The organism is Bradyrhizobium sp. BRP20, assembly GCF_020194215.1.
GTDB classification, from domain to species: domain Bacteria; phylum Pseudomonadota; class Alphaproteobacteria; order Rhizobiales; family Xanthobacteraceae; genus Bradyrhizobium; species Bradyrhizobium yuanmingense.
The window spans coordinates 36,885-61,433 of sequence record NZ_JADYVY010000017.1 but is presented as its reverse complement, the minus strand read 5'-3'; the positions used below and the strand labels follow the sequence as shown (position 1 = coordinate 61,433).

Genomic DNA, 24,549 nt, shown 5'->3' with positions numbered 1-24,549 from the left:
GGCCTCACGCGCCGAGATAGGATGGATAGCGGAGGTGGCGTCGAACGACGTCCACGAACTGCGGGTCGCGCTTGGCCGCCCAGACGGCTGCGGCATGACCCGCAGCCCAAATCAGCGCTCCGGGAATCCAGAGGTGGAGGCCGAGCGCGATTGCGGCCGCCAACGTGCCGTTGGCGATCGCAACCGTCCGGGGCGCACCGCCCATCAGGATCGGGTCGGTGAGCGCGCGATGGACCGGCGCGAAGAAGCCTGGCACCTCCGGATCGACGATCGCGGCCATTACACCAAGGCTCCGCCGGAGAAGCTGAAAAAGGTCAGGAAAAAGCTCGACGCGGCGAAGGCGATCGATAGGCCGAAGACGATCTGGATCAGCCGGCGGAAGCCGCCGGAGGTATCGCCGAAGGCGAGCGTCAGGCCGGTCACGGTGATGATGATGACCGACATGATCTTGGCGACCGGACCTTGCACCGACTCCAGTATCTGATTGAGCGGCGTCTCCCACGGCATCGAGGAGCCGGAGGCGTAAGCCGCGGGGGCAAAAGCGATGGAGATGAAGGCAATTGCCGCGAGCTCGGTGAAGCGGCGGCGAACGTCACGGATCGCGGGAGGGAACTGAATCATGATGGGTCCTTGGGAAGCGAGGATTGGCCGCCCGCTCCGGCCGATTGGACGCGGTAATCGCCAGTGGCGGGATCAAGACCGGCGACGAGGGCGAGTTCGGCGAGGCGGCGTTCGCTGCCACGGCCGCGCAGCACCGCGACGAGATCGATCGTCTCGGCGATCAGCGCCTTGGGAACGGTAAGGACGGCTTCCTGGATGAGCTGCTCGAGGCGGCGAAGCGCGCCCAGCGCCGTGCCGGCGTGTATCGTTCCGACTCCACCGGGGTGACCCGTGCCCCAGGCTTTGAGGAGCTCCAGGGCCTCGCTGCCTCGGACCTCGCCGACCGGAATGCGGTCGGGGCGCAGACGCAAGGAGGAGCGAACGAGATCGGACAGCGACGCGACACCGTCCTTCGTGCGCAGCGCAACCAGATTTGGGGCGCGGCATTGCAGCTCACGCGTATCCTCGATCAGGACCACGCGATCGGTGGTCCCGGCGATCTCGGCCAGCAGCGCGTTCGTCAGCGTTGTCTTGCCGGTCGAGGTGCCGCCAGCGACCAGGATGTTCTTGCGGGCGGCGACGGCTTCGCGGAGCACGCCCGCTTGTCCCGCCGTCATGATGCCGGCAGCCGCATAGTCGTCCAACGTGAAGACAGCGACGGCGGGCTTGCGGATCGCAAAGGCCGGCGCCGCAACGACGGGCGGCAGGAGTCCCTCGAACCTCTCCCCCGTCTCGGGAAGCTCGGCCGACACGCGCGGCCTCTCGGCATGCACCTCAGCGCCGACATGGTGCGCGACCAAGCGCACGATCCGCTCGCCGTCGGCGGCGGACATCGTCCGGCCGCTATCCTCCAGCCCGCCGGACAGCCGGTCGATCCAAAGCCGTCCATCGGGGTTGAGCATTACCTCGACGATCGCCGGGTCTTCGAGGAATGTCGCGATCGCAGGGCCAAGCGCGGTGCGCAGCATGCGTGCGCCACGCGAGAACGCTGCCGAATTGATTGGTGTGCCCGCCACGACCGTCCCCCGAAAGCCAACCGCGGCAAGCGATCAGCAACGGGGATGGATAGAAAAGGCAGGAAATGGGTTAGTTCAACAAGTATTCAGCTGTCGTAGGGAGCAGGCGTGGAGCGGCGAAAAAATACTTGCTTTAGAGAGGGCTAGACCCGGTGGCAGGTCGCACTAACACCCTTGTTGGAATCGCAGCCGACGACGGACACCAAGCATCTGACCGAATTTCGGTGGTCGAGACCGCGAAAGGTCTAGCCCTATCGATAGGTAGGGATCCGCAACGGCCTTGGGCTGCGCCGTGGTCTCGACGACCGCTCGCTCCAGACCCTGAGGGCCGGTGATGCCAATCTCGTGCGACCTTCGATGCTGCGACGCGGCGAGCGTCCCCCGTAGATCCCGAAACACCGCAGGCGCGGCCGAAGCGTTGTCGCGAGTAACATTAGGTGACTGCTCCCGATGGAGCGCTAGGCCTAGCTAGGCCTAGGCATAGAGCTCATTCTGCCTACCTCGAATAGTCAATCTGAAACGGTTTCCCGGACTTCCTCGTCGTGGAAAATCCCGACGATAGCAGCTCCCCCGTCCTTCGCTTCACTGATTAGGTCCACCACAGTCGCGCTGTTCGCAGCGTCAAGGGATTCCGTAGGCTCGTCCAGCAGTAGAATCGGATACCCGAGAGAGCGGGTGGACTGCGCCGTTCCCATCGTTTCTCCGGGGCGAGAGCTGATAGCCTGCCTTGGCGTATTGGAGCCCGTGGCGCGAGTCAGCTCAGCTTAGCGGAGCTTGATCAACGCTCGACGAAACTTGAGGACAAAGACTCTAGGCGCCTCCTCATGACGTGACCGTTGTCCTCCGAAGGCTGACGTCAAGGGAATTCGGTTTGGAATGAGGTAGAAAAGGGCAATGAGTTTCCGTAGGTTGTGAGTCTGCCGGCAAGCTGCCCATTCTGGAAAATTCTTGTGCTGGAGGGTAGGCTGGCAAATTGTACAAACAAGGAACACAACTCCCACACGCCGAGGACCGAGACGAGCAAGCTGTCCCCAGCATGCCAATGAACATGTTCCCATCGGGACACCTCCCATTGACCGCGGCCGATTTCGCAAGGCCGGACCCAAAATTTCTGCCATGTATGCATCAACACAGGGTGAAAGTGCCGGTATGCCCGATGGGACTGCATCCATCACAATGCCCAGCCGCCGCAAGCCGAGAGTAAGTTGGTTCGGCTTCGATTATGAGCCTATGAACGTCGCTTCTCTCTTTTCAACAAACGCGCGTGCTCCTTCCGCTGCGTCAGCTGTCGTCATGAGGAAACGGTTGAACATTTGTTCTAACCTGAGTCCGGTTGCCAAATCGACATCCCGCCCCCTGAGTGACAACTCTTTAGATGCTTGCACTGCCAAGGGTGGGTTACGGGCCAAGCGTTCGGCTTGCTCCCAGGCTTTTTGAAACACCTGATCCGCAGGCACGACTAAATTCACCAAACCCCATCTTTCGGCGACCGCGGCACCAATCGAATCCCCGGCGAGTAACATCTGCATCGCTATCGGATAAGGAAGTTGTGCAAGCAAGCGTTGAGTTCCTCCATTACCCGCGATGATACCTCGCTTCACTTCGGGTACACCAAACTGCGCGTGTTCAGCAGCGACACGAATATCCGTTGCAAGCAGCAACGTCATTCCACCACCAAGACACCACCCATTAACTGCCGCGACAACTGGCTTCCAGATTTCAAGCCCGCGGTTGAGTAGTGGTTCGCGCTGCGTTCGCCACATCTCGGCGGGGCCTGGGGGGTTCGGGATTTCATCCTTCAGATCGGCACCAGCGCAAAATGCCTTGCAACCCGCTCCCGTGATGATGGCGGCCCGAATATTGCGATCGTCTCGAACTTGCGTCCAAGCCGATGATAGTTCGCTATAGTGCGAGCGATCGAGAGCATTCATGCGCGTCGGGCGATTAATGGTGATGATCGCAATGCTATTACGCAGCTCAAAATCAATGCTCATGATTCATTTCCTGGAGAGGCAGATCTTTCGGGACGCAGATTGAGACTCCACTCGCGTACGCTAGTACATCTCGACTCATCCGCCTGGCGGGCGCATCCGGATCACCACTTTCAACGTCTCGGACGATTTTTCGATGAATGCGAGAGACCGCGCTTCACTGCTCTATCGTATTGAAATTCGTGACATCTGTTGCCGCAAATTCGCGCTCACATGCAGACAACGCGATATGGGAGGGTAAGCAGAAGCAGGCCCCTGATCAGACCACACGTCGCCCCCTCCCAACCAAGGCATTGCGCGAGACGCGCGCTTCGAACTCACCGCGAGGGTTTCGTGTCACGACGAGCCCGAAACACTCATCAAGAAGCGCGAGTACGCGCTGCGTATGGGGTCGAAGCTTCTCTAGCCCGTACATCTTTACAACGTATTCGGCTAGCGACTGGAGAACGCTCTGCTCGTCCCTTCCGTGGAAGACGAACGGGTCCGTGATGCGCTGCACCGTTACCTCATCGAACTGCGCTACGGCGAACAAATCGAGCACCTCGCCCGCGGTAAAATGAGGATAGTCATGCGGTGTCACCGAATAACGAGACACCACGTCAGCGAACCAGCGGGCAGTGGGGGAGCCCTCCTCGAAGTCATGAAGAACAAGGATACCACCGGGCCGGAGAATTCGCGCGGCCGCCTGGACCGCGGTGGCGCGCTGAGCACGCGGGATGTGATGTGTGCCGTAAGCCATCAGCACACCATCCACCGATGCGTCTCTAATCCAGAACGGATCGGTCGCGCTTTGCCACGTCGCAAATAGGCCGTCGCGGATGCAACGGTCGACCATGAACTGAGATATATCAGAATTGATGAACGTCGGGCAGCGCGCCGTACCCAAGAGTTGTTGGGCTACCTTGTTCACGTATCCGTCGCCAGCGAGAAGATCGCAGATGATCAATGATGAACAAAGTCCGTCGCGACCATCGGGGTGCATCTTATCCAGAAGATCCATCACACCCTCCGATCGTGCCAGCAGCGACAGTTGGATGCTATCAAGGTAGTCCAACCCACGCCCTTCCGACGTAAACTCATTGCGCGAGAGATTGGCCAGGTTGGTAAAGGCGGATGATTCTCCAACTATTGTGGGCTCGATGGCCTTAAAGGCGATTGGGTTTAACTTTTTCAACTCGGCGAGGCGAAAATCTAGGCTATTTGAAAACATCGTAGTTCTCCATGGTGATCAACCGCCGGTGACTAGAGCGATAGAAGCGCCACAGTACTGGCTAAGCACGCAGCATTCCGGCGCGCCCTTCAATCTCATCCTTCGGGCAACTCGTCTAACCAACAGGCGCCTTCACGGTGCAGCCGAGAAAAGATCGTTCCGATCTTTTCTGGAGCCTTGCTTTGATGATAACGCATATACAATCGGCCATCGGCTCCAAGATCGAGGATCTCGATCTTTCCCGTGTAGTGCGACATGGCGTATTTGAATGTTTTTTGGATGCCGCTGAGACGTTGGTTGATCTTGCGTGCAATCTCGATTCCGCGGCGTAGCGAAACCTGAAAATGCGACGCGCCCCTCACCGGCCTGGCCTGAAAGAGATAATAGGGGCGAACACCCATTTGGTGGCACTTAGCGAAGGTGGCAGCCAAGATCTCAGGATCATCATTGACTTTTGCGAGAAGCACCGTTTGGTTCAGTAACTGCACACCCTGTGCACGCAAGGAGCGAATGTTCCGCTCCGCATCGACAGATATTTCGCCGATGTGATCGAAGTGCGTGACAATCACTGCGGCCTTACCCGCTTCATGGATCCGTTGGAACAATCTCGGTAGAGCAGGATCCTCGAATCGCTTGGGTTGATAGGCTAATGCTTTCGTGCCAAATCGAATCGAAGTCAGATGTGGAATTGGCAGCAGATGATCAAGTATTTTGTCCAGCTTGGCCGTGCCGAGCATGAATGCATCGCCTCCCGATAGCAGCACGTTCGTCATCTCGGGATGGCTGGCAATATATTGCGCAATTTGGTCGAAATCAGTCGCTATTTCATCGGAGTCCTTGCCGACGATGCGTTTGCGAAGGCAATATCGGCAATATGAAGCGCAACGATCCGTTACCAGCAACAACCCGGTTTGGGCATACTTATGCTGGAATCCGGGCACAATCGTGTTTTCATGCTCACCGCTGGTATCCAGATGGCCAGGACTGTCGAACTCCTTGAGTGAGGGCTCCACGATGTACTTCAGCTGGTCATAGTAGCCACTGTTGGTGATCTGCTCACGGTAGAACTTTGTCACCTGATAACGCGTTATGCTGTTGGCTTGCAGTTCGCTTTCGCTAACGACTCGCGTTTCCTCGATGAAATTCATCACCGCAGCGTGGGGGCGCGGATCCGAGTAGGTGGGTGGTGCAGGCAGATGAGCGGCTGCTGATTGTTCTCGTCTGCCAAGGGTTGGGATCGAGATAGGGTCGATACCGTGAAATTGCGACGGCGTACTCGCGGTTGTCCGCTTGTCATCTAAACGCGTGCCCCTTCCGACCTTGCATTTGATAGTATTCGACATAGCGCCCTCTTTTTCGTTCATAGAACCCGCCATCTGACCGAAGCAGCCTCGCGCACGAGCAACAGCTAGGCCCTGCTACCAGCTAAGCTCGGTCGTAAGGTGAAGAGGCCTCAAGATCCGCTGCTCAACGGCTCGAGCCCAGAAAACTCAGCCTTATGCTCCACCCGTCCGATTAGGTCGGAAGGGCTTGCCTTGAAGTACCGGTCGTTGCCTCAACGTTGTACGAAAGTTCACGAGTCCTGCATCAGCCAATTGCCAGTCCATGAACGAACACTCCGCTTCTACTGCTGTCTCAGCAATCGGCGTGCCAAAGACATCGCGCGAGCCTTGCCCTAGGAACCAGGGGCGTGTTTCGCTGCGCCAGCGAAGACTTGCACCTTTATGTCGGGTATGGAACATAAACGGCTTGAACGGATCGCGCCAAACACGTCTCGCGCAAAGCTCACCAAATTTTATGTGACGGCTCTAGCGTCGCTTGACCAATTCCGTCGTGAACGTGTGATGCGCGCGAAGGACCAGAGGGAGAATGCACGTTTCTTGCGCTGGCATAAGATCACAGACGAGTAGAGATCGGCCAGTTGGCTTCGCCCTCACAGATCCGGGCGGGCCGCTTTCCCGCACTCCGGATCTTCCCGCGGAGCCCGCGTCATATCCACACCTGCGCACATGTGCGATTAATGCGTGGAGTTGGCAGGCGAACGCGGTCCTCAAGGCGTCGAACTCCGGCCGGCCATGCGCCAGCTTTTCTGGCTGCGCCGTCTCACACCACGCAACCAGGTCCGACGCACTCCCCGGTAGAAGCCGCTGAGCGAAGGAGAGTTGTGCGGCCATAGTAGCCGTAGTGGCAACGGCGAGCGGCGACGAACCATTCGTGCTGTGTAACCGGTATGAGCTCCCACGTCCGCGATGATTAGCGGTCGCGGGCGTAGCGAATGGGCATCCAGTGCTGGCGCAGCGCCTCGACGACGGCTGGGATATCGAGGTAGGCGTTACGGAGGAAATCCTCGGTTTTGCGACCGCTTCGTGGCGGTCCGAGCAGCGGACGGGCCTGATCGTCGCGACAATGCAGCAGGATGGGGAGCAGCAGGCCGTGATTGACGTTGTTGACGTCGAGCAACGGCGCCCACGCCGACAGTCTGAGCCGCATCGCAGCATAGAAACCCTGGCACCAGGGATGCGCATCGATGTTGCCGCTGGGGTCGCGCCGGTGCATCGGCTCGAACCGATCGGGGGCAGTCGAGAGGGTGTTGCTGATGTCGTTGTGGGGCAGCGCGACGGCGGAGATCACTCCGGCGTGCCGCCATGGTTGAAAGCGTCGGCATCGATCGCGAGCAGCGGGCAGATCCAATCGAGCGGGCTCATCGACACCGGTCCGGCCACGATCGCGGCGGTATAGCCGTCGAGCATGGGAATGCTGGTGGCGGCAGGATGGCGATCGACGCGATCCTGGAGCCATCGCTCGAGCTCCGCAAGCGACATCGCGGCTGACGCCATCGACGATGCTGCCTTATGGCGACGTGGGCTCATGCCGCCGCCTGCGGTGTGTGCCGGCGCGCCGCCTTCCAGTTCCAGGCGAGCAGCTCGTGCAGCTGATGGCTCTTGGTTCGCCCAGACACGATGCGCTCCAGCACATCGGTCAGGTAGGCCTGCGGGTCGAGCTCATGGAGTTTTGCCGTGTTCACGAGCGACGCCAGGATCGCCCAGCTCTCGGCGCCGCCTTCGCTGCCGCTGAACAATGAGTTGCGTCTTCCCATCGCAATCGGGCGCATGGAACGCTCGACTGTGTTGCTGTCAACTTCGACACGGCCGTCGCGGAGAAACAGCGTCAACCCGTCCCAGTGATTGAGTGCGTAGTTGATGGCCTCCGCCAGCTTCGATTGGGAGAAGAGCTGGCCGACCATTGCGGTCAGGCGCGTCCTGAGCGCCTCCATCAATGGAGCGGACCTGGTGCCGCGGGTGGCCAGCCGCTGCTCGGCAGCTGCTGCCACGGATCTCTGCTTCGATGGCATAGACCGCCTGCAGGCGCTCGATCACTTCGCGCGCGAACGCCGACTGGGTCTTCTTATACACCTCGACGAATTTGCGGCGGGCGTGGGCGACACAAAAGGCGAGTTGGATCGCGCCGCCATGATCGCGGGCGAGCGCTTTGTAGGCGGCATAACCGTCGACCTGCAGAATGCCGGAAAAGCCCATCAACTGTCTGGCGATCTCCGCCGTGCCGCGGCCGTCGGCGAACACGTAGGCCACCGCCGGCGGCGAGGGACCGCCCCATGGCCGGTCATCCATGGCATGCGCCCAGAACTGGCAGATGCGCGGGCGATGTCGTCCGGGATCGAGCACCGGCATCGGCGTCTCGTCGCAGAACAGGCGCGGCGCGGTCTGGATCGTGCGCAGCTGAAGCGCATAGAGGCTCCTGAGCCACCAGGCCGCACGCTTCACCCAGCCGGCAAGCGTCGCCCGGTCGAGATGGACACCCTGGCCGGCCAGAATTTGCACCTGTCGGTACAGCGGCAGATACCAGGCGAACTTCGAGACTACCACGTGGCTCACGAGTGCGGTCGAAGCCATGCCGCTCTCGATCAGGCGCGGCAGCACCTTCGCCTGGATCACACCATCGGTGCAGCGGCGGCAGCCGTACTTGGGACGGACCGTCCGCAGCACCCGCAGGATCGCCGGGATGATGTCCAGCACCTCGCTGACGTCCTCGCCGATCTTGTGAAGCTGGCCCTTGCAACACGGGCATGCGGTCGCCTCCGGCTCCAGCACATGCTCACAGCGCGGCAGGTGCTTTGGAAGCGCGCCGATGTTGCGGCGCGCCTTCTTCCGCAGTGGCTTGCCGGGCGGCTTTGCCGCAGCTGCATCGTCGTTGGCAGCTGCAGGCGGCGTGACGTCGGTCTCAAGATCGCCAAGCTCAAGCGCGAGCTGCTCGGCCACGAGCGCGGCAAGCCGCTCCGAGCGCTTCCCGAAGATCATGTCCTTGAACGTTTGCATTGCTACGCGCAGCGTCTCGTTCTCAGCGTCAAGCGCGAGCACCATCTCGGTCAGAGCTGCCGGATCGGTCGGGAGAGTGTCGGGGCGAATCGCCATGACCAGACGATACATCCGTGCGACCCATGCTCCAGTGAAATCCTCACTTCTCAGCCGACAATGGCCGGCTGCTTCACAGGCTTGGGCGACACACGCGTCCACTCGAGCCCGTCGAGTAGCATCGCAAGCTGCGTCGCACTGAGATGCACAACGCCGTCGCGGATCGGCGGCCAGGTGAAACGCCCCTGGTGCAACCACTTCGTTACCAACACCATGCCGCTGCCGTCCCACGCCAGAAGCTTCACTCTGTCCATGCGCTTGCTGCGGAACACGAAGACGTCGCCGCAATATGGGTTCGCGCGCAGTGCTTCGCTCACCAGCGCCGACAGCGTATGCACCGACTTACGAAAGTCGACCGGCTGGGCCGCCAGCACCACCTTGAGGTCTGACCGTAGAGCAATCACCGGATCCCTCGAAGCGCCGATAGCACCACCGAAAGCGTCGCCAGTTCCACCCCCGGCTCGACCCGGATGCGCGCCCCGTTCACCTCGATCTCGACCACTCCACAGACCTTGGCCGGCGGCGTGGCAATCTCCACGGGCTTCGTCTGTACCGGCGAAATACACTCGGACTTGCCAACCCTCCCGCCATCGCTCTCGGCGCCAATTTGGATAGGCACGAAGTTCTGGGCTTTGCCGGCCAGCGCCGCCGCTACCTGGCGGCGCCACACCGTGAGCAGTCCGCGAGAAACGCCATTGCGCCGCGCCACCTCGGAGATGTTCGCCCCCTCCTCAAAGCTCTCTGCCGCGATCCGGGCCTTCTCCTCGCTCGTCCACCGTCGCCGCCGGCGCTCCCCAGTGATCACCTCAACGCGGCGATAAGAGTCACCTTCCTGCCTGGCATCAAGCATGGCATTTGCCATCGCGCCACCTCCACCGATCAGCTCTTGCCAGCCTGTATCGCAGACAAGCTTCGTCACTGCGAGGTGAGGCCCTCATGCCGGTTACCGTGCTGTGTGGCTAGTGGCGAGTGCATAAGCCGCCAAGCTCAAGCACAACGCCCTCAGCTTGCGCGTCAGGCGTTCCCCTTCCGTCTTGTGATTCACGATGAACGGGCCGTCCCAGGTCAGCCCGCAGTAATGGATGACGCCGAGAACGGCAAAGGTTTCGGGTCGCCGTTCGCCGCGCCGCTCACGCAAGAGGGCCGCGAACCGGCCACACTCGATCAGCCGCGTCTCGCCCTCATGGAGTGCCAGGCCGAAGCTGGCCAGCCCAAATAATCGGTGATCTCGGCAAGCGTGCCGGTTTCCTACTTTGCGCGAAGAATTTCTCGATCTCCAGCACGTTTGTGGCTTGGCGAACGATCATAGCGGCGCGGCGTCCTGATAGGGCTGACCGAGCATCTTCTTCGCGGCGCGAAGATGCGGCTTGTCGATCATCATGCCGTCGAGACGCAGCGTGCCGGAGTTCGGATTGCTTGCGAACGCCGCGATCACCTTCTGCGCCCAGGTACGTTCAGCCTCCGTCGGCTCGAACGCCGCATTGACGACGTCGACATGCTTGGGGTGGATCAGCGCCTTGGCCGAAAAGCCGTCCCGCCGCGCCGCGCGCGTCTCCTGCTCGAGCCCTGCAAGATTATCGATGTCAGTAAAGACGGTATCGATCGCGGCAACCTCGGCCGCGGCCGCCGCCATCAGGCAGAGATCGCGCGCCAGACGATAGGGGCTGTGGAACACGCCGCCGCTGGCCCTTTCGGTAGCGCCGAGCGAAGCTGACAGATCCTCCGCACCCCACATCAGGCCGGTGAGGCGCGGAGAGCAGCCGTTGTAGCTGCCGAGACCGAAGATCGAGCCGGCGGTCTCGGTAGCCACGCAGACGATGCGGGTTGCGCCGACCGTGATGCCGGCCGCAGCCTCCAGCGCTTCGAGCCAAGAGGCAATCCGCCGGACGTCGTCGCCGCCCTGCGACTTCGGTAGCACGATGCCGTCGGGCTTGCCTGGCATGACAGCGGCGAGATCGGCAAGTGTCATCCCGGTGTCGAGCGCGTTGACCCGGACATAGAGTTGGTGCAGGCCGCGCCTACCCGTGACCATCGCCAACGTCAGCTTGCGCGCCTCTTTTTTCTTCTCGGTGACGACGGAATCCTCGAGATCGATGATCAGCGCGTCGGCCTTGCCTTCGCTCGCCTTCTCGAATTTTCGCGGAGAATCCCCCGGCACAAACAGCATCGAACGCATTAGACGGCTCTTACGCATCATCCTTAGACGTCATCGCGGTGAACCCCGAACAGGATCTAGCGATAACTTCTTCTTTCCGAGTACCGCGGCGACAAGCCCATTCCCGCTCCCACGGCGCGAGTTCTGCTGCGCGGCGTGATTGTCAATGTCTCAGCCGCTAATCGCCCGCCAACGCCGAAACAGAAACAATATCAATACGCCCATCACTGGGACGATCAACACCACAGTCGAGATTGCCGGGAGTATGGGTGTGACTTCGAACAAGATGCCGTCCCAGAGCCGCACCGGCAGCGTCTTGTTGCGCGCACCACTTAGGAAGAACGACAAGATCACTTCATCAAAAGACACATGGAAGGCCAGTAACGCGCTACCAACCAGAGCGGTACTGATTTGCGGCAGCGTTACACGCCAGAACGTCTGCCAAGGCTGCGCTCCCAAATTGGCGGATGCCTGCGCCAGGTCGGGGCTCAGCGTTTGTAAGCGGCTTCCCATCATGACAACGACAAACGGCAAGGCGACTACAGTGTGCATCACCGCTATGCCTGTAACGGTGCCAACCATCCCGAGTTCAACAAATATGAAATACGCAGACGCCGCGATCACCACCGAAGGAACAATCTGAGGCGACATGAACACGGCCTCAGCAATCCCGCGCAGGCGTGCGGGCAAACGCCTAATCCCCATCGCCGCCAACGTCCCGAGCACGGTCGCGTTGATCATGACTATCGAGGCAACCTTTACCGAGAGCCAGAACGATTCCATCCATCTCGCGTCGGAAAAGAACAGACGGTACTGAGTCAGCGATGGATGGGAAGGAACGATCTCAAAACGAGTCGAGTCGTTGAACGACATTGGAATCACAGCGAATACCGGAAGGAGAAGGAACAGAATTGTGCCAACTCCAGCGAGCGCAAGGAGGATCCGCATTCCAGTGCTTTGGGGGCGATATTGAGACATGCCGGAAATGGTCTCGAAACCGTGGTATTCAGACTGCCTTCAACACTGTCGCTTCGGGTAAGAGCGCGCGATAGATCATGTATAGAATCAGCGTCGAGGCGAGTAGGCTCGTCGACAATGCAAATGCAAGCGACCAATTCAGCACTTCCTTGACGTTGAATGCGATGAGGTTTGCTACCATCATCTCCCGTGTCCCACCGAGCATTGCAGGCGTGATGTAGAAACCTAGGCCCATGATGAACGTCAGAAGCACGGCCACCGCGGCGCCCGGAACAGTGAGCGGCAGCGTCACGCGAATGAAGGTCCGCATTTCGCTCGCGCCCAGGCTAGAAGAAGCTGTTTTCAGTTCCCGCGGTATTGCCAAGAGCGAGCTCAAGATAGGCAATATGGCATACGGCAAGAGCATGTTCACCATCGCGACAACCACCGCAAAGCGGTTGTACATGAGCTCAAGTGGTTGAAAAATCAAACCGCTATCTACCAGGAGCCGGTTGATCAATCCTGTATCCTGCAGGATGAGCATCCACACATAGTTCCTCACCAAGACAGACAACATGAACGGAAATGAGATCAGGCCGATCGCAATCGTGCGCCACTTCGAGTCCAGTGAGGCGATGAAGTACGCACACAGGTATCCGACGATCAGACAAATCGCACAAACGATGAGCGCCACCTCGAATGTTCTCAGAAATACCGAACGGTATAGAGGAACTTCCACTAGACGACGGTAATGCGAAAAATCGAGAGCCGTCGATCCGACACTTTGGGCGATACTTCCAGCAATCGGGAGCAGGAAGAACACGCCAAGGAATGCTGCTGGAAGAGCCATCAGCGCGGCAGTGGCACCGTAGCTGCCGAGATAGCGGCTCATGCAGTCACCATACGCGCGTCGACGATGTGTGCCCCCTCCGAATTCACGATGACAGGGTTGAGGTCGAGCTCAATCAGATCATTTCTTCGATCCCAGCAGAATCGAGACACCTTCTCAATTAGCTCCACGAGCGCTTGTTGCGCCACTTTGTCGCCACCTCGGAAGCCGGACAAGAGGGGCGAGATGCGGGACGCGTTTACGATTGCGGCCGATTCCACGGCGGTCATAGGCGCTAGCCTGCAATTCACATCCTTCATGATTTCGATCCACACGCCGCCCGCACCGAAGAAGATTGCGGGCCCGAACTGCGGGTCGATCTTCGCCCCGATAAAGCATTCGATCCCCTTCCCTATCATAGGAGTGACTAAGGCCTTGGGATTCTCCTCCCCCAGCCGGGCCGCGATACCTTCGAGTTTCGTATACGCTACCGCTGCGTCTTCATCGGTAGCTATACTAAGCAATACTCCACCAACATCCGACTTATGAATTGCTCGCGACGACACTAATTTCATTGCCACTGGCACACCAGCCTTTGACATCACTTGGCGTGCTTCTGCAGAGCTGCGTACAACCGAGGGCGGCATTGCTATGCCTGCTTCGCTCAGGATCCGACGGCATTCATCTTCAAGCAGCACCGCGTCCACGACGTCTTCATGGGCATCAGCATGCGCTTGCACCTCAACAAGAGCCGACAAGGTTTTGCGCTGCATCAATGCAGCCATGCCTTTTGCCGAAGACTCAAGCTTTCCATAGACAGGTACGCCTGCAAGATGCAGGGGGCGCAAAGTACTCGGATGGCTGTCTGCATGATCGCTGTGGATCAATACGGGTTTACCCGAGGCAGTGGCAAGCTGACCAATGCGCTCAGCTGCAGCCGATTCAGCAGACTTCACTCCGCTCAACAATTCGCCACCAGGCGCCATCAAGTGGTAGCCGCCGAAGTGACCGGCAAAGATGACACCACTCACAGCCGGATCTTCGAGACATGCTTGCAGCACCCCTGGGATGCTTTCGGGGTTCGATTCAGCCACGCCAGCGAAGTCGACTGGATTTCCGATGCCGCTGCGCACCGGCAACAGAGTCTTCAGCTTTTCATGGGTGCTAGGCGAAAAGCTAGCAAGCGTAAGCCCTAGGCGCCCAGCAGTATCGGCCACCATGGTCGCATGGCCGCCGCCATCAGACAGGATCGCAACCGCGTTGCTTCGAAGCCTCTTCCCAATTGAGAAAGCCAGGGCGACATCAAACGCCTCATCGATTTCTTGGGCTCGATACACCCCGGCCGCGCGGAGGGCGGAGTCAGCAATGATGTCATCACCGGCCAGCGATCCGGTGTGAGACTGGACTGCCCGGCGCCCCTCTTCCGATCCGCCAGGTTTGAGAATAACAACCGGCTTTCGGATTGCCGAACGCGACAGAACGTCTATCAACCTGCGCCCGTCATTGGGCGCGAAGCCTTCACAATAGATCAAGATGACATTCGTCTCGTCGTCCAACAACAGAACCTCAACCAGCTCTGAGATGGTGAGATCAGCGCTATTCCCCACGGCAAGAATGCTGGAGAAGCCGACCTGACGCGCGTGCGCATAGCGCGTAAAGCTGAGCGCAATATTCCCGCTTTGGGTAATCAGACCGATATGACCGCTTGGAATCTCCCAACCGAGCGTGTTCACCCCGCCAGCAGCGCTAAAAACGCCAGCACTGTTGGGTCCCAGCATGCGGATACCGCGATCGCGCAGGGTGGCTACCATCTCACGCTCTGCGACGCGCCCCGCCTCACCGGTCTCGCCGAAACCAGCCGAGACAACGATGACGGCCTTCGCATTCGCGGCCGCACATTCGCCGACGACGTTGGCCACGAATTCAGACGGCACCATCACGACCGCCAGATCTACCGCATCCGGCAGTTCCTTTAGAGTTCGGTAAGCGCGCTTTCCATCGAGTTGATCGGCGGAGGGATGAATCGGGTAGATAGCTCGGTCGCCGCGTGCAGTCAGGGCACTCCGCCAGCGCCGTCCGCCAGCTTTGTGTACGGCCGCAGTAGCGCCAATCATCGCGATGGAGCGCGGCCGCAGAAAACTGTCGGCCAACGATTCAACCGGAGCGCTCATGTGTCAGCGCCCCTTCCAAACGGGCTGACGCTTTTCGGCAAAGGCGAGAGGGCCCTCCTTGGCGTCTTCACTCGCATGCATCAATGCCAATCCGGCGGCAACAAAGCGCATAAATTCTTGCGGATGTTCGTGCAAACCTCGCCAGCCAAGTTCCTTGGTGATCTTGACCGCCATCGGAGCATTCTCGGCGATAGACCCGGCGAGCTGCAAAGCTGTCGGCAATAGCTCGTCAGGCGCAACAACTTGGCTAATGAGCCCGGTTTCATATGCGCGCTGCGCATTAATGTGCTTGCCTGTGAGCAACATTTCCATCGCGACGGCGAACGGAATCGTCTGCACGAGTCTCATTGCCCCATACCCATGCAGGACAGCTCGCTTCACTTCGGGACACCCGAATGACGCCTGTGTCGAGGCAATGCGTAGATCGCACGCCAATGCGAGCTCGAGGCCGCCAGCCAGACAATACCCGTTAATGGCAGCAATTACCGGCTTGCGAACTTGGATGGCCTGTCCGAGCCGATACGATCGATCATCGTCCCAAAGTTCCGCGACGCCACCGCCAAAATTTGCCCCGTGCAGGCTTTTCAGATCAGCGCCAGCACAAAAGGACTTTTCTCCGGCACCGGTGAGGATACACACTTTCAGTTCTGGGTCTCGATCGAATTCACCAAAGTATTCGCCCATGGAGGCGACCACCTCTGCATCATAGGCATTCATTGCAGCCGGGCGGTTGATGGTTAGGATGGCCACTTGACCACGACGTTCGAAGACGACCTTTTCCATAGAATCACTCATTGCCTTTAAGGTTTCGCGGCCCCTAAGTCGATTAGCTCAGTCGCCATTCGTTAAACTGCTCCGTGACACGAGCCAGGTTCGGCCCCCACCACTCACCGTTAAAGAGGAATCCCGCTTCAAAGTTTTTCGGTGCGGACGGCAGCAAATCGAGGATCGAAGGCGCTACTAGTGGAAGCGCCTTACGATTTGTTGGTCCGTATGCGATGTACTTTGTGAGCTCAGCCTGACGGTCGGGGCGAATCGCGAACTCGATAAAGCGCATCGCCTGGTCGTAGTTCTTCGATCCTTTTGGAATGACCCAGCCCTCGTATGAGATTGCGGCCCCTTCGTACGAAACGCGAATAGGCTTGCCCGCGAGTTGGGATGTGACACCTCGGGTCCATGGCGTCATTACAATCTCGCGCGAAAGAAGCATCTGCTCGACCTGTGGGAACTGGGTCCACCAGACGGCGGTTCGCTTAAATTTTTCCAAGCTTTTGAGAGCTCTTTCGACGTCGAGCGGATAGAGCTTTTCTTTCGGAACGCCGTCCGCCAGGAGTGCGAACTCCAGTAAATAAGTGACCGAAGAGAGCATGCCGCGGCGCCCCTTGAACTTGTCCGTGTCCCACACGTCACTCCACGTAGTAGGGACGGACTGAGCGCTGAATACCTCACTATTGTAGGCAAGTTGCGCAGCGAACGTGACGCAGCCACAGCAGTAGTCGGTCACCGTCTGGGGAAGCAGATCCGCGGCTGAAAATCTGCTGTAGTCCAACTTCTCAAGAAGCCCATCGAGCAGAGCCGTGTAGCGCAGGCGATCTGGCAGCGAGATCAGATCCCATTCGACATTGCGGGAGCCCACCTGCGCTTTCAGGCGCGCTAGTTCAACGCCTGTTGTCGCAACGATACGGATGCCGGTCTCCTTCTCAAATGGCTCGAACAGCGCCTTGACTTGCCCTTCTTGATAAGCGCCACCGAAGCCTGCAAAGACAAGCTCCTTGCTGCTCTGCGCGCGCGCCCGTATCGCAGGAAGAGCTAGCGCGGCGGAAGCGGTCGCCATCGTGGCAACGAAGCGACGGCGCGTGGTCATGCGGCTTTCGATTGTCATGGGTGGCTTCCTTTCGGCACTGGGGAGATGAGCACTAACTCGGAGGGATGCCAGGAAACTCGAGCGTCTTCGCCCGGCTCGGGCAGCCATCGAGAATTGCCGCCGATCGGCTTCGATAAAAGACGGGTGCCGTCCGACAATTGCAGAGTCACTCGGAACGTGTCGCCGCAGAAGATGCGCTGAAGGACTCGGCCTCGCAGTTCACGAGATGCATCTGCTGTAGGCGGGAATAGGTCGATGGCCTCAGGGCGAACGAGGCAGGTGACAGATGCACCCGAGCTAACTGAGGAGGGCTCATCCATCTGGACTCGCAGTCCTGAGCCCAACACCAGCTCAGCTCGGCCCGCATCCACTTCGACGCGCCCTTTGAGGACGTTGGATTCACCGAGGAAGCCCGCAACAAATTCATTTTGGGGTCGGTAGTAGAGGTCCGCGGGATTGCCAGTCTGTTGAACTACCCCATCGTTAATAACGACGATCACGTCCGACATCACGAGTGCTTCGGTTTGGTCGTGAGTGACAGCGATCGTGGTAATCTTCAGCTCGCGTTGAAGATTGCGGATCTCAAGCTGCATTTCCTCACGTAGCCGCTTATCAAGCGCCGCAAGCGACTCGTCCATCAGCAGCACCGGCGGACGGAATATCACGGCCCGAGCAAGCGCGACGCGCTGTTGTTGACCACCGGAGAGATCCGAAGGTCGTCGAGTTGCCAAGTGCGAGAGCCGCACCATCTCAAGCGCTTCTTTAACCGCGACTTCAATCTCGCGCTTTCGCATCCCGCGCATTTGAAGTGGGTAGGCCAGATTGCCAGCGACTGTAAGGTGCGGGAACAGCGCGTATTGCTGGAATACGAAACCGACGTTGCGCTTTTGCGGGGCTAGACCTGTGACCTCGCGGTTACCTATCAGTATTGCCCCTGTAGAGGGTTGTTCGAATCCCGCAATCATTTTGAGCAGGGTAGTTTTTCCTGAGCCGCTCGGTCCAAGCAAAGTCACGAACTGCCCCGGCTCAATCGAGAGTGACGTCGAACGCACGACTTCTAGATTACCGAAGCGCTTGCTCACGTCGCGAATCTCAAGCCTGCCGCGATCGTTCGTCCCTGATCGTTCTGCGTACATCGTCATCGAACTCGGCGATTCAGGTGATGCCAATAAACCAATCGAATTTCTCTGGCCTAAATGTAGGACCTATGGTAACGGTCCGTCAAGCAAATTGTTGGACCAATTGTTCGACGCGAGGTAAGACCGCAATGAAGCCAGATAAGCCCACCCTGGACATCGATGTCATTCAGACGCCGAAGAAGTCCGGCGTCCTCGCAGCCATGTTGCGCGAGAAAATCTTGAATGACGAACTGCGAGAGGGTGACCCTCTTCCTTCCGAGCGCGAGCTTGTAGAAAAGACTGGGATTAGTCGCACCTCGGTTCGCGAGGCGCTTAGCCTGCTAGAAGCAGACGATCTCATCACGACGCGACCCGGGCGAAACGGCGGGGCCGTTGTGCAGAAGCCTGGGCCGGCGATCATGACCCGCCCGATTCAACTCCTGATTCGCGGCCGCCGGCTCCCCTTTCAAGCGATTATTGAAACTCGAGAAGCGCTCGAACCAAACGGCGCGAGCCTAGCAGCGATCCACCGTACCGATGACGACCTTGAGCGTATGGAGCGCGCATGCCTGGAATTGGAGTCATCCTTGGATGATGTAAGCCGGTATCTCAAGGCCAACACAAAGTGGCACTTAGCTGTAATGCAGGCGAGCCACAACGACCTGTTGATCGGATTCATGCTCGCGATTTCAGACGTCATGCACGCAGCAACCGACATCGATGAATTCAATACGGCTGAATCGCGGGTCGCGGTGGCCAAAGCGCATCGGCGCGTAATGGATGCAATCTTGCGCCAAGACGCAGCGGCCGCACGCAGGCGTATGGAACGACATGTGGTCGCCTATTCGAAGCAGATCGCGCCTCATGCGCCAGCCAACATCTCACTCGAAGACTAGACAGAAGGCTAGACATGAGCATTGATCTTACCATCGACGATGGGATAGCGACGGTAACCATCAACCGTCCCGATCGCCTCAACGCGCTGAATCAAGAGCATTATCAATCGCTTTCCGCGGCGTGGATAGAGGTGCGGGACAACGCAAATATTCGTGCGGCCATCGTCACTGGTGCAGGCACAAAATCATTCTGCGCAGGCGCAGATCTGAAGGAGTTCATACCGAACCCGCCAAGCGCAAGCGAAATGTGGCTGACACAAACGGAGCAGCTTCTCAATCGAGGGTTGGAGGTTTGGAAACCGATCATCGCAGCCGTGAATGGGTGGTGCTTGGGAGGTGGAATGACGCTCCTTTTTGCAACCGACATTCGCATTGCCGCCTCTCACGCACGCTTCGGCTTACCAGAGATCAAGAGAGGGATCATCGCAGGCAATGGCGGCACACAACGGACGTTGATGAATTTGCCGTATCCGCTCGCGATGGAACTACTCCTGACCGGCGACGATGTTGATGCAGAGACGGCGAGAGGTTGGGGAATCATCAACAAGGTTGTTGCGCCCGATGAATTGATGCCTGCAGCGCTGGAATATGCACATCGGATTGCTCGCAACGCGCCGCTCGCTGTGCAGGCGTCAAAGGAACTTGCCCTTCGGAGCAGGGACGTCGACTTGGCAACGGGGCTCCGGATAGAGCAGATGTTCAATCGGTTCCTTATGAGCACACAAGATGCGTCTGAAGGGGCCCAGGCGTTCACAGTAAGCCGGCCGCCGAAATTTGTCGGAAATTGAATGGTGATTCGCTGCGCCGGCTCGACTGCGAGCCCAGCACATCGTGCTGGGCTCGCAATGGTCGTGCCTGCGATGTGCTTCGCGTTAATTGCGGAGGCAAGACGCGCACAATTCGTAAAATGTATCGATCTGTACGCAGACAGCCATAACGGTTCGACCGAATTTCGAGACCTGCGCTGGGCGACCGCCGCATTCCAGGATCGGAGCCTTCGTCAGGCGGCAGAGACGCTCAGAATTAGGCAATCAACGCTCAGTCGCTGCCTGCGAAGTCTCGAACACACGTTAGGCAGCAAGCTCTTCGAGAGCATTAGCGGTGGCACGCGACCAACCATGGACGGTCAAGAATTCCTCGATGCTGCCCGGCGCATCGTGGGCGATACGGAAGCACTGACGGCTCAACTCAAGATCCAATCGCGCGGCGAATGCGGTCGATTGATCATTGGCATCCACGCTTCTATCTCCGCCGGCAATTAGCGGGCTACTCTCCTCGACCATCGACGCCGCTTCCCGATGTCGATACGCATCTCGTCGATGGAGCGAGAGACCAACTGATCTCCGATCTCATCAGTTCGACCATTGATATCGCTTCGTAGCGGAACCGAATCCAAAGTGGAACGACAAGTCCTTATTGGTCTGGAGCGTCGTCCTCGCTCTCCCCGAAGACCAGCCGCTGACGGCCCGCAAAGTAGTTCATTGGAGCGAGTTGAGGGGCGAGACGCTCTTGTTGTCACAGCATGGCCCGGGACCGGAATTCCACAAGCTGCTTGTCAGCAAAATGGGAGGCTCCGATCCATGTCCAGTGCTTCGCCATGATGTGGCGCTCGAGCGACTGCTCACCTTGGTCGGCGCAGGCTGGGGTGTCTTGCTGGCCCTTGAAGGTGCGACCGGCGCTGCTTATCCAGGTGCTTCCTTCCGAGAGGTTCGCGATGCCGACGGTCCGACACGAATGAGCTTCCGCGCGTACTGGCGGCATGCCAACAGCGATCCATCGCTGCGGCCATTTCTTGATCTGCTTCGTGAACGCTATCCGGATCTTTCCGCTGCTACTGGGATAGGCTGATCAGCATCCGCCGAGCCTTACCAGACGAGCTATTAGCCGGATGGAAAAGTGCGCGCCCTGTTTCCTTTCCGCTGCAGGGTAGATGAGGCCGACCCAGAGAAGGGGTCAATTGCTCGGCAGGTTTTCGGGTGCGACGGCAAGAGTTTCAGTTAATCCGGTTTACCGTTGTCCAACAGAAGATGCAGGAGCTGTAAATCGGCTACTTGGCATACACGAGCCGCTCATCAGTCAAACACGGCAGGCCTATGCGCATCGGCCGAGAACGCAAATGCAGCTTCGATATCGCTTTCTAGCACCCTTGCATGTGATAGGGGTGGCAGTTCATTGCGCCGGAAGAACCCCACTTCGCTCGTCTCTCCACCAGAGGCAGGTTCGCCGCAGCCGACGCGATCGCAAAGGAGAACATCTTGTAGAAATCCCGGACATCTGCCGAATAAGAACCGCTCGCCTTGTATCGAACGGCGTAAAGACGCCGTGCAGTAAATCGCAAGCCAGCTTCTTCGAGCATCTCTTTCTCGATGTTCTGCGCAACAGATCGTCCGACGTCGGCGAAGCCGCCTGGGAGCGTCCAGCGGCTGTCGCTTCGCTCACGCACAAGCAAGATCGCATCATCCTCAATGATTGCTCCTCGCACGTCGACCCTGGGTGTGGCGTAACCGCGAGCGAAGTCGGAAACGAGAGCTTCGATCCTTTCGATCGGAACATGACCAAGAGTCGCCAGCATCTCATTGGCGATGGTGGCGATTTCGTCGAACCGTTCCCGATCGTATGGGTCCTTTGAGAAATGCAGACCAGTCGAAGCAATCGCCTGGAGACGTTTTGCGTAGGTAAGCCATTGGGGTTCCATTTCAGACCTCTGCTGAGTGACTATCTGTGCGACGGTCCCCAAGTCCATAATCTAGTATGGCCCAGGACGTGGATCAGTACGAGCAAGCACTCAACAATCCGCGAGCGAATGGATTAGAGCATAGCTGGCGCTACTTGAATTCTTATTTGCCGTCTGACTCTGCTCGTTCATGACGAGCAGAGGGCTGAATGCCATCCATGTCATCCGGGATCTCCTGCCGCAGCTTCGGCCCTTGACTGAGCCGGCGGCCGAGCACCGCAACGAAATTGTCCCACCGCGCGCCCCCCTGCGCCTTGGCCGCTTTTGCAGCCGGTTCGGGGAGTGGCGGTGTTGTCGCAAGCCAAAAGCGGATGAAGAGAGCGACGGTCTCGACCGAAATCCCGACATCCCGCTCAAGACGCGCGACCCGGCGATCGATTTGGTCGAGGCGCTTGGTAACTGCGGCCTCCCGCCGCTCGTCAGCATCTGGCGACAGGAAGGACGCAATGGCGGCTTCGGCGATGAGCGAGAGCGATTGCTCGCGCCGGGCGGCATAGGCCGACAGCGCCTTCATGACATCAGGATCGAGATAGACCGACATCTGCGCCTTCTTCTTCGCTGCGGTCATGCTTGCCTCACAATCCGAGATCATCGCCAGGATCGAGCGAGGCTTGGCGCGCGACGCCCCGCATCATGTCGTTCATGCGCCTGATCCGCGGGGGATCTTCATCGAACTCGTCGGCCACGTCAGACGCGAACTCGTTGTCGAGCGGTTCCTTCTTTTCCGCGGTATCGCAATCCAATTCCGGATGCCGCCGCCGATCCGCGGTCTTGGGGTCTTCGTCATCCGTCGGGTCGTCGGTCGATGCCTGCAATGCCATTGGGCGCGGCGGCAGAGGCCGCGAGCTCCAATCGTCTGGCCGCCTGTTCTTGGCCTTGGTCAGCGCCGGCGGCGCCAGGATGCGCTCCTGCAAGCGCCCGTCCTCGTAATAGCGCGCCTTCCTGGCGCGGATCGGATGGAGGCCCGACATCATCACGATCTCATCGGATGGTGGCAACTGCATCATCTCGCCGGGCGTCAGCAGCGGACGGGCGGTCTCTGACCGCGACACCATCAGATGACCGAGCCAGGGCGCCAGCCGGCTGCCGGCATAGTTCTTCATCGCTTTCATCTCGGTCGCCATGCCGAGGGCGTCGCTCACCCGCTTCGCAGTCCGTTCGTCGTTGGTCGCGAAGCTGACCCGGACGTGACAGTTGTCGAGAATGGAGTTGTTGGGCCCATAGGCTTTCTCGATCTGGTTCAGGGACTGGGCGATCAAGAAGCTCTTGATGCCGTAACCCGCCATGAAGGCCAACGCTGACTCGAAGAAGTCGAGCCGGCCGAGCGCCGGAAACTCGTCGAGCATCAAGAGGAGCCGGCGCCGGCCCCCCTTAGCCTGCAGATCCTCGGTCAAGCGACGGCCGATCTGATTGAGGATCAGGCGGATCAGCGGCTTGGTGCGGTTGATATCCGATGGCGGCACGACAAGGTAAAGTGTGGTCGCTCGCTCTCCGCCGACGATGTCGGTGATCCGCCAGTCGCAACGTCGCGTCACCTCCGCCACCACCGGATCGCGGTAGAGGCCCAGAAACGACATCGCGGTGCTCAAGACACCGGAGCGTTCGTTGCCGGACTTATTCAGCAGCTCGCGCGCGGCGGACGCGACAACGGGATGGACACCGGCCTCACCGAGATGCGCGGTCCGCATCATTGCGGCAAGCGTCGTCTCGATCGGCCGCTTTGGATCGGACAGGAACGCAGCAACACCGGCAAGCGTCTTGTCTTCCTCCGCGTAGAGCACGTGGAGAATGGCACCGACGAGCAGGGCGTGACTTGTCTTCTCCCAATGGTTCCGCTTCTCGAGACTACCCTCGGGGTCGACCAGGATGTCGGCGATATTCTGGACGTCGCGCACCTCCCACTCGCCGCGGCGGACCTCGAGCAACGGGTTATAGGCCGACGACTTTGCATTGGTCGGATCGAACAGAAGGACGCGACCGTGCTGGCCGCGGAAGCCGGCAGTGAGCTGCCAGTTCTCGCCTTTGATGTCGTGAACGATCGCCGAGCCCGGCCAAGTCAGGAGGGACGGGATGACCAGGCCGACGCCCTTGCCCGATCTTGTGGGAGCAAAGCACAGGACATGCTCCGGCCCATCATGGCGAAGATAGGTGCGCTCAAATAGGCCGAGCACGACGCCGTCGGGGCCGAGCAGGCCAGCCTGCTCGATCTCCTTTGCCTCAGCCCAGCGCGCAGACCCGTAGGTCTCAGCATTCTTCGCTTCACGAGCGCGCCAGACCGACATGCCGATCGCAACGGCTGCGGCGATGATGCCGCCGGATGCCGCGATGTAGGCGCCCTCGGTGAAGATTGAGGGCGCATAGGCATCGTAAGCGTACCACCACCAGAAGAAGGCCGGCGGGAGATAGAACGGAAAATGGAGCAGTTCGAACCAGGGCTGCCCGAGCTGGGGCTGGAAGCCAAGCCGCCAGGCCGTCCACTCCGTCGCGGCCCAGATCATCAGCACGACGATTGCGAAGACCGTGATGACCTGCCCCCAGAGAATCTTGGTCGCGGACATGGCGGCGGCCCTCTCCTGAC

General features: G+C 59.3%; 24 protein-coding genes and 4 pseudogenes. 5 read left to right on the top strand and 23 right to left on the bottom strand.

Annotated elements, in window-relative coordinates; all coding sequences use genetic code 11:
- Positions 1-4: 4 nt before the first annotated feature.
- From I6F33_RS30555 to I6F33_RS30540, 4 genes and pseudogenes are all read right to left on the bottom strand, one after another.
- Positions 5-280, bottom strand: a complete 276-nt coding sequence (locus tag I6F33_RS30555; protein WP_225130570.1) for a VirB3 family type IV secretion system protein — start codon at positions 278-280, stop codon at positions 5-7.
- Positions 280-621 carry a TrbC/VirB2 family protein gene (locus tag I6F33_RS30550; RefSeq protein WP_109141606.1) on the bottom strand — a complete coding sequence of 114 codons (342 nt, stop codon included), beginning with the start codon at positions 619-621 and terminating at the stop codon, positions 280-282. Before I6F33_RS30550 ends, I6F33_RS30555 begins: the two co-directional genes overlap by 1 nt.
- Positions 618-1,616: a P-type conjugative transfer ATPase TrbB gene (gene trbB, locus I6F33_RS30545; RefSeq protein WP_225145024.1), complete on the bottom strand. Its 999-nt coding sequence runs from the start codon at positions 1,614-1,616 to the stop codon at positions 618-620. The genes I6F33_RS30550 and trbB overlap by 4 nt, the downstream gene beginning before the upstream one ends.
- A 509-nt stretch (positions 1,617-2,125) precedes the next feature.
- Positions 2,126-2,278: pseudogene (locus I6F33_RS30540) on the bottom strand (phosphonate C-P lyase system protein PhnL); the annotation flags it as partial.
- 13 nt (positions 2,279-2,291) lie between these two features.
- On the opposite strand from I6F33_RS30540, the pseudogene I6F33_RS30535 reads away from it, so the two are divergent.
- Positions 2,292-2,375 (top strand): annotated as a pseudogene (locus I6F33_RS30535) (IclR family transcriptional regulator); the annotation flags it as partial.
- Positions 2,376-2,722: 347 nt separating this feature from the next.
- Here I6F33_RS30535 and I6F33_RS30530 read toward each other — a convergent pair.
- The 16 genes and pseudogenes from I6F33_RS30530 to I6F33_RS30455 form a co-directional block, all read right to left on the bottom strand.
- Positions 2,723-2,815, bottom strand: a pseudogene (locus tag I6F33_RS30530) (amino acid ABC transporter permease); the annotation flags it as partial.
- Between the two features lie 21 nt (positions 2,816-2,836).
- A complete protein-coding gene (locus tag I6F33_RS30525) occupies positions 2,837-3,610 on the bottom strand; it encodes an enoyl-CoA hydratase/isomerase family protein (RefSeq protein ID WP_225145023.1) in 774 nt (257 codons plus the stop codon).
- 256 nt (positions 3,611-3,866) lie between these two features.
- Positions 3,867-4,817 carry a class I SAM-dependent methyltransferase gene (locus I6F33_RS30520; protein ID WP_225145022.1) on the bottom strand — a complete coding sequence of 317 codons (951 nt, stop codon included), beginning with the start codon at positions 4,815-4,817 and terminating at the stop codon, positions 3,867-3,869.
- 95 nt (positions 4,818-4,912) lie between these two features.
- A complete protein-coding gene (locus tag I6F33_RS30515) occupies positions 4,913-6,181 on the bottom strand; it encodes a KamA family radical SAM protein (RefSeq protein WP_225145021.1) in 1,269 nt (422 codons plus the stop codon).
- Positions 6,182-7,070: 889 nt separating this feature from the next.
- Complete coding sequence (locus I6F33_RS30510) at positions 7,071-7,448, bottom strand: UPF0149 family protein (protein WP_225145020.1); 378 nt, start codon at positions 7,446-7,448, stop codon at positions 7,071-7,073.
- On the bottom strand, positions 7,445-7,687 hold the full coding sequence (locus I6F33_RS30505; RefSeq protein WP_225145019.1) for a hypothetical protein: 243 nt from the start codon (positions 7,685-7,687) through the stop codon (positions 7,445-7,447). Before I6F33_RS30505 ends, I6F33_RS30510 begins: the two co-directional genes overlap by 4 nt.
- A pseudogene (locus tag I6F33_RS30500) lies at positions 7,684-9,247 on the bottom strand (IS66 family transposase). The gene I6F33_RS30505 and the pseudogene I6F33_RS30500 overlap by 4 nt, the downstream one beginning before the upstream one ends.
- Before the next feature lie 50 nt (positions 9,248-9,297).
- Positions 9,298-9,651, bottom strand: a complete 354-nt coding sequence (gene tnpB / locus I6F33_RS30495) for an IS66 family insertion sequence element accessory protein TnpB (protein WP_069279868.1) — start codon at positions 9,649-9,651, stop codon at positions 9,298-9,300.
- On the bottom strand, positions 9,648-10,109 hold the full coding sequence (locus I6F33_RS30490) for a transposase (RefSeq protein ID WP_141343522.1): 462 nt from the start codon (positions 10,107-10,109) through the stop codon (positions 9,648-9,650). The genes tnpB and I6F33_RS30490 overlap by 4 nt, the downstream gene beginning before the upstream one ends.
- Before the next feature lie 441 nt (positions 10,110-10,550).
- A complete protein-coding gene (locus tag I6F33_RS30485; RefSeq protein WP_225145018.1) occupies positions 10,551-11,423 on the bottom strand; it encodes a CoA ester lyase in 873 nt (290 codons plus the stop codon).
- Positions 11,424-11,573: 150 nt separating this feature from the next.
- Entirely contained in the window at positions 11,574-12,275 is a 702-nt protein-coding gene (locus tag I6F33_RS30480; RefSeq protein WP_225145017.1) for an ABC transporter permease, read from the bottom strand.
- Between the two features lie 133 nt (positions 12,276-12,408).
- Complete coding sequence (locus I6F33_RS30475; protein ID WP_225145016.1) at positions 12,409-13,251, bottom strand: ABC transporter permease; 843 nt, start codon at positions 13,249-13,251, stop codon at positions 12,409-12,411.
- Positions 13,248-15,359, bottom strand: coding sequence for an acetate--CoA ligase family protein (locus tag I6F33_RS30470; protein WP_225145015.1), 2,112 nt, complete (start codon positions 15,357-15,359; stop codon positions 13,248-13,250). Before I6F33_RS30470 ends, I6F33_RS30475 begins: the two co-directional genes overlap by 4 nt.
- Positions 15,360-15,362: 3 nt before the next feature.
- Positions 15,363-16,142 carry an enoyl-CoA hydratase/isomerase family protein gene (locus tag I6F33_RS30465; protein ID WP_225145014.1) on the bottom strand — a complete coding sequence of 260 codons (780 nt, stop codon included), beginning with the start codon at positions 16,140-16,142 and terminating at the stop codon, positions 15,363-15,365.
- Between the two features lie 43 nt (positions 16,143-16,185).
- Positions 16,186-17,241, bottom strand: a complete 1,056-nt coding sequence (locus I6F33_RS30460; protein WP_225145013.1) for an ABC transporter substrate-binding protein — start codon at positions 17,239-17,241, stop codon at positions 16,186-16,188.
- Positions 17,238-18,365 carry an ABC transporter ATP-binding protein gene (locus I6F33_RS30455; RefSeq protein ID WP_225145012.1) on the bottom strand — a complete coding sequence of 376 codons (1,128 nt, stop codon included), beginning with the start codon at positions 18,363-18,365 and terminating at the stop codon, positions 17,238-17,240. Before I6F33_RS30455 ends, I6F33_RS30460 begins: the two co-directional genes overlap by 4 nt.
- A 125-nt stretch (positions 18,366-18,490) precedes the next feature.
- Between I6F33_RS30455 and I6F33_RS30450 the strand changes: the two genes are divergently transcribed.
- The 4 genes from I6F33_RS30450 to I6F33_RS30435 all read left to right on the top strand — a co-directional run bounded on the left by I6F33_RS30450 (position 18,491) and on the right by I6F33_RS30435 (position 21,085).
- Entirely contained in the window at positions 18,491-19,237 is a 747-nt protein-coding gene (locus I6F33_RS30450) for a FadR/GntR family transcriptional regulator (protein WP_225145011.1), read from the top strand.
- A 14-nt stretch (positions 19,238-19,251) separates the two neighbouring features.
- Positions 19,252-20,025, top strand: a complete 774-nt coding sequence (locus I6F33_RS30445) for an enoyl-CoA hydratase/isomerase family protein (RefSeq protein ID WP_225145010.1) — start codon at positions 19,252-19,254, stop codon at positions 20,023-20,025.
- A 57-nt stretch (positions 20,026-20,082) separates the two neighbouring features.
- Positions 20,083-20,499: a LysR family transcriptional regulator gene (locus tag I6F33_RS30440; protein WP_225145009.1), complete on the top strand. Its 417-nt coding sequence runs from the start codon at positions 20,083-20,085 to the stop codon at positions 20,497-20,499.
- A gap of 154 nt (positions 20,500-20,653) precedes the next feature.
- Positions 20,654-21,085: a LysR substrate-binding domain-containing protein gene (locus I6F33_RS30435; RefSeq protein ID WP_225145008.1), complete on the top strand. Its 432-nt coding sequence runs from the start codon at positions 20,654-20,656 to the stop codon at positions 21,083-21,085.
- Between the two features lie 289 nt (positions 21,086-21,374).
- Here the strand turns inward: I6F33_RS30435 and I6F33_RS30430 are convergent, their stop codons facing one another.
- The 3 genes from I6F33_RS30430 to I6F33_RS30420 all read right to left on the bottom strand — a co-directional run bounded on the left by I6F33_RS30430 (position 21,375) and on the right by I6F33_RS30420 (position 24,529).
- Positions 21,375-21,932 (bottom strand): NUDIX hydrolase N-terminal domain-containing protein, encoded by a 558-nt coding sequence (locus I6F33_RS30430; RefSeq protein WP_225145007.1) that lies wholly within the window; start codon positions 21,930-21,932, stop codon positions 21,375-21,377.
- Positions 21,933-22,074: 142 nt separating this feature from the next.
- Complete coding sequence (locus I6F33_RS30425) at positions 22,075-22,539, bottom strand: dolichyl-diphosphooligosaccharide--protein glycosyltransferase subunit 2 (RefSeq protein ID WP_225145006.1); 465 nt, start codon at positions 22,537-22,539, stop codon at positions 22,075-22,077.
- Positions 22,540-22,546: 7 nt separating this feature from the next.
- Positions 22,547-24,529 carry a conjugal transfer protein TraG gene (locus I6F33_RS30420; RefSeq protein WP_225145005.1) on the bottom strand — a complete coding sequence of 661 codons (1,983 nt, stop codon included), beginning with the start codon at positions 24,527-24,529 and terminating at the stop codon, positions 22,547-22,549.
- Positions 24,530-24,549: the final 20 nt, after the last annotated feature.

Coding starts and splice junctions, on each gene's coding strand:
- I6F33_RS30555 (WP_225130570.1), bottom strand. CDS start 280: ATGGCCGCGATCGTCGATCCGGAGGTGCCAGGCTTCTTCGCGCCGGTC.
- I6F33_RS30550 (WP_109141606.1), bottom strand. CDS start 621: ATGATTCAGTTCCCTCCCGCGATCCGTGACGTTCGCCGCCGCTTCACC.
- I6F33_RS30525 (WP_225145023.1), bottom strand. CDS start 3,610: ATGAGCATTGATTTTGAGCTGCGTAATAGCATTGCGATCATCACCATT.
- I6F33_RS30520 (WP_225145022.1), bottom strand. CDS start 4,817: ATGTTTTCAAATAGCCTAGATTTTCGCCTCGCCGAGTTGAAAAAGTTA.
- I6F33_RS30515 (WP_225145021.1), bottom strand. CDS start 6,181: ATGAACGAAAAAGAGGGCGCTATGTCGAATACTATCAAATGCAAGGTC.
- I6F33_RS30505 (WP_225145019.1), bottom strand. CDS start 7,687: ATGAGCCCACGTCGCCATAAGGCAGCATCGTCGATGGCGTCAGCCGCG.
- I6F33_RS30490 (WP_141343522.1), bottom strand. CDS start 10,109: ATGGCAAATGCCATGCTTGATGCCAGGCAGGAAGGTGACTCTTATCGC.
- I6F33_RS30485 (WP_225145018.1), bottom strand. CDS start 11,423: ATGCGTTCGATGCTGTTTGTGCCGGGGGATTCTCCGCGAAAATTCGAG.
- I6F33_RS30480 (WP_225145017.1), bottom strand. CDS start 12,275: ATGTCGTTCAACGACTCGACTCGTTTTGAGATCGTTCCTTCCCATCCA.
- I6F33_RS30475 (WP_225145016.1), bottom strand. CDS start 13,251: ATGAGCCGCTATCTCGGCAGCTACGGTGCCACTGCCGCGCTGATGGCT.
- I6F33_RS30470 (WP_225145015.1), bottom strand. CDS start 15,359: ATGAGCGCTCCGGTTGAATCGTTGGCCGACAGTTTTCTGCGGCCGCGC.
- I6F33_RS30465 (WP_225145014.1), bottom strand. CDS start 16,142: ATGGAAAAGGTCGTCTTCGAACGTCGTGGTCAAGTGGCCATCCTAACC.
- I6F33_RS30460 (WP_225145013.1), bottom strand. CDS start 17,241: ATGACAATCGAAAGCCGCATGACCACGCGCCGTCGCTTCGTTGCCACG.
- I6F33_RS30455 (WP_225145012.1), bottom strand. CDS start 18,365: ATGACGATGTACGCAGAACGATCAGGGACGAACGATCGCGGCAGGCTT.
- I6F33_RS30450 (WP_225145011.1), top strand. CDS start 18,491: ATGAAGCCAGATAAGCCCACCCTGGACATCGATGTCATTCAGACGCCG.
- I6F33_RS30445 (WP_225145010.1), top strand. CDS start 19,252: ATGAGCATTGATCTTACCATCGACGATGGGATAGCGACGGTAACCATC.
- I6F33_RS30440 (WP_225145009.1), top strand. CDS start 20,083: ATGGTCGTGCCTGCGATGTGCTTCGCGTTAATTGCGGAGGCAAGACGC.
- I6F33_RS30430 (WP_225145007.1), bottom strand. CDS start 21,932: ATGGAACCCCAATGGCTTACCTACGCAAAACGTCTCCAGGCGATTGCT.
- I6F33_RS30425 (WP_225145006.1), bottom strand. CDS start 22,539: ATGACCGCAGCGAAGAAGAAGGCGCAGATGTCGGTCTATCTCGATCCT.
- I6F33_RS30420 (WP_225145005.1), bottom strand. CDS start 24,529: ATGTCCGCGACCAAGATTCTCTGGGGGCAGGTCATCACGGTCTTCGCA.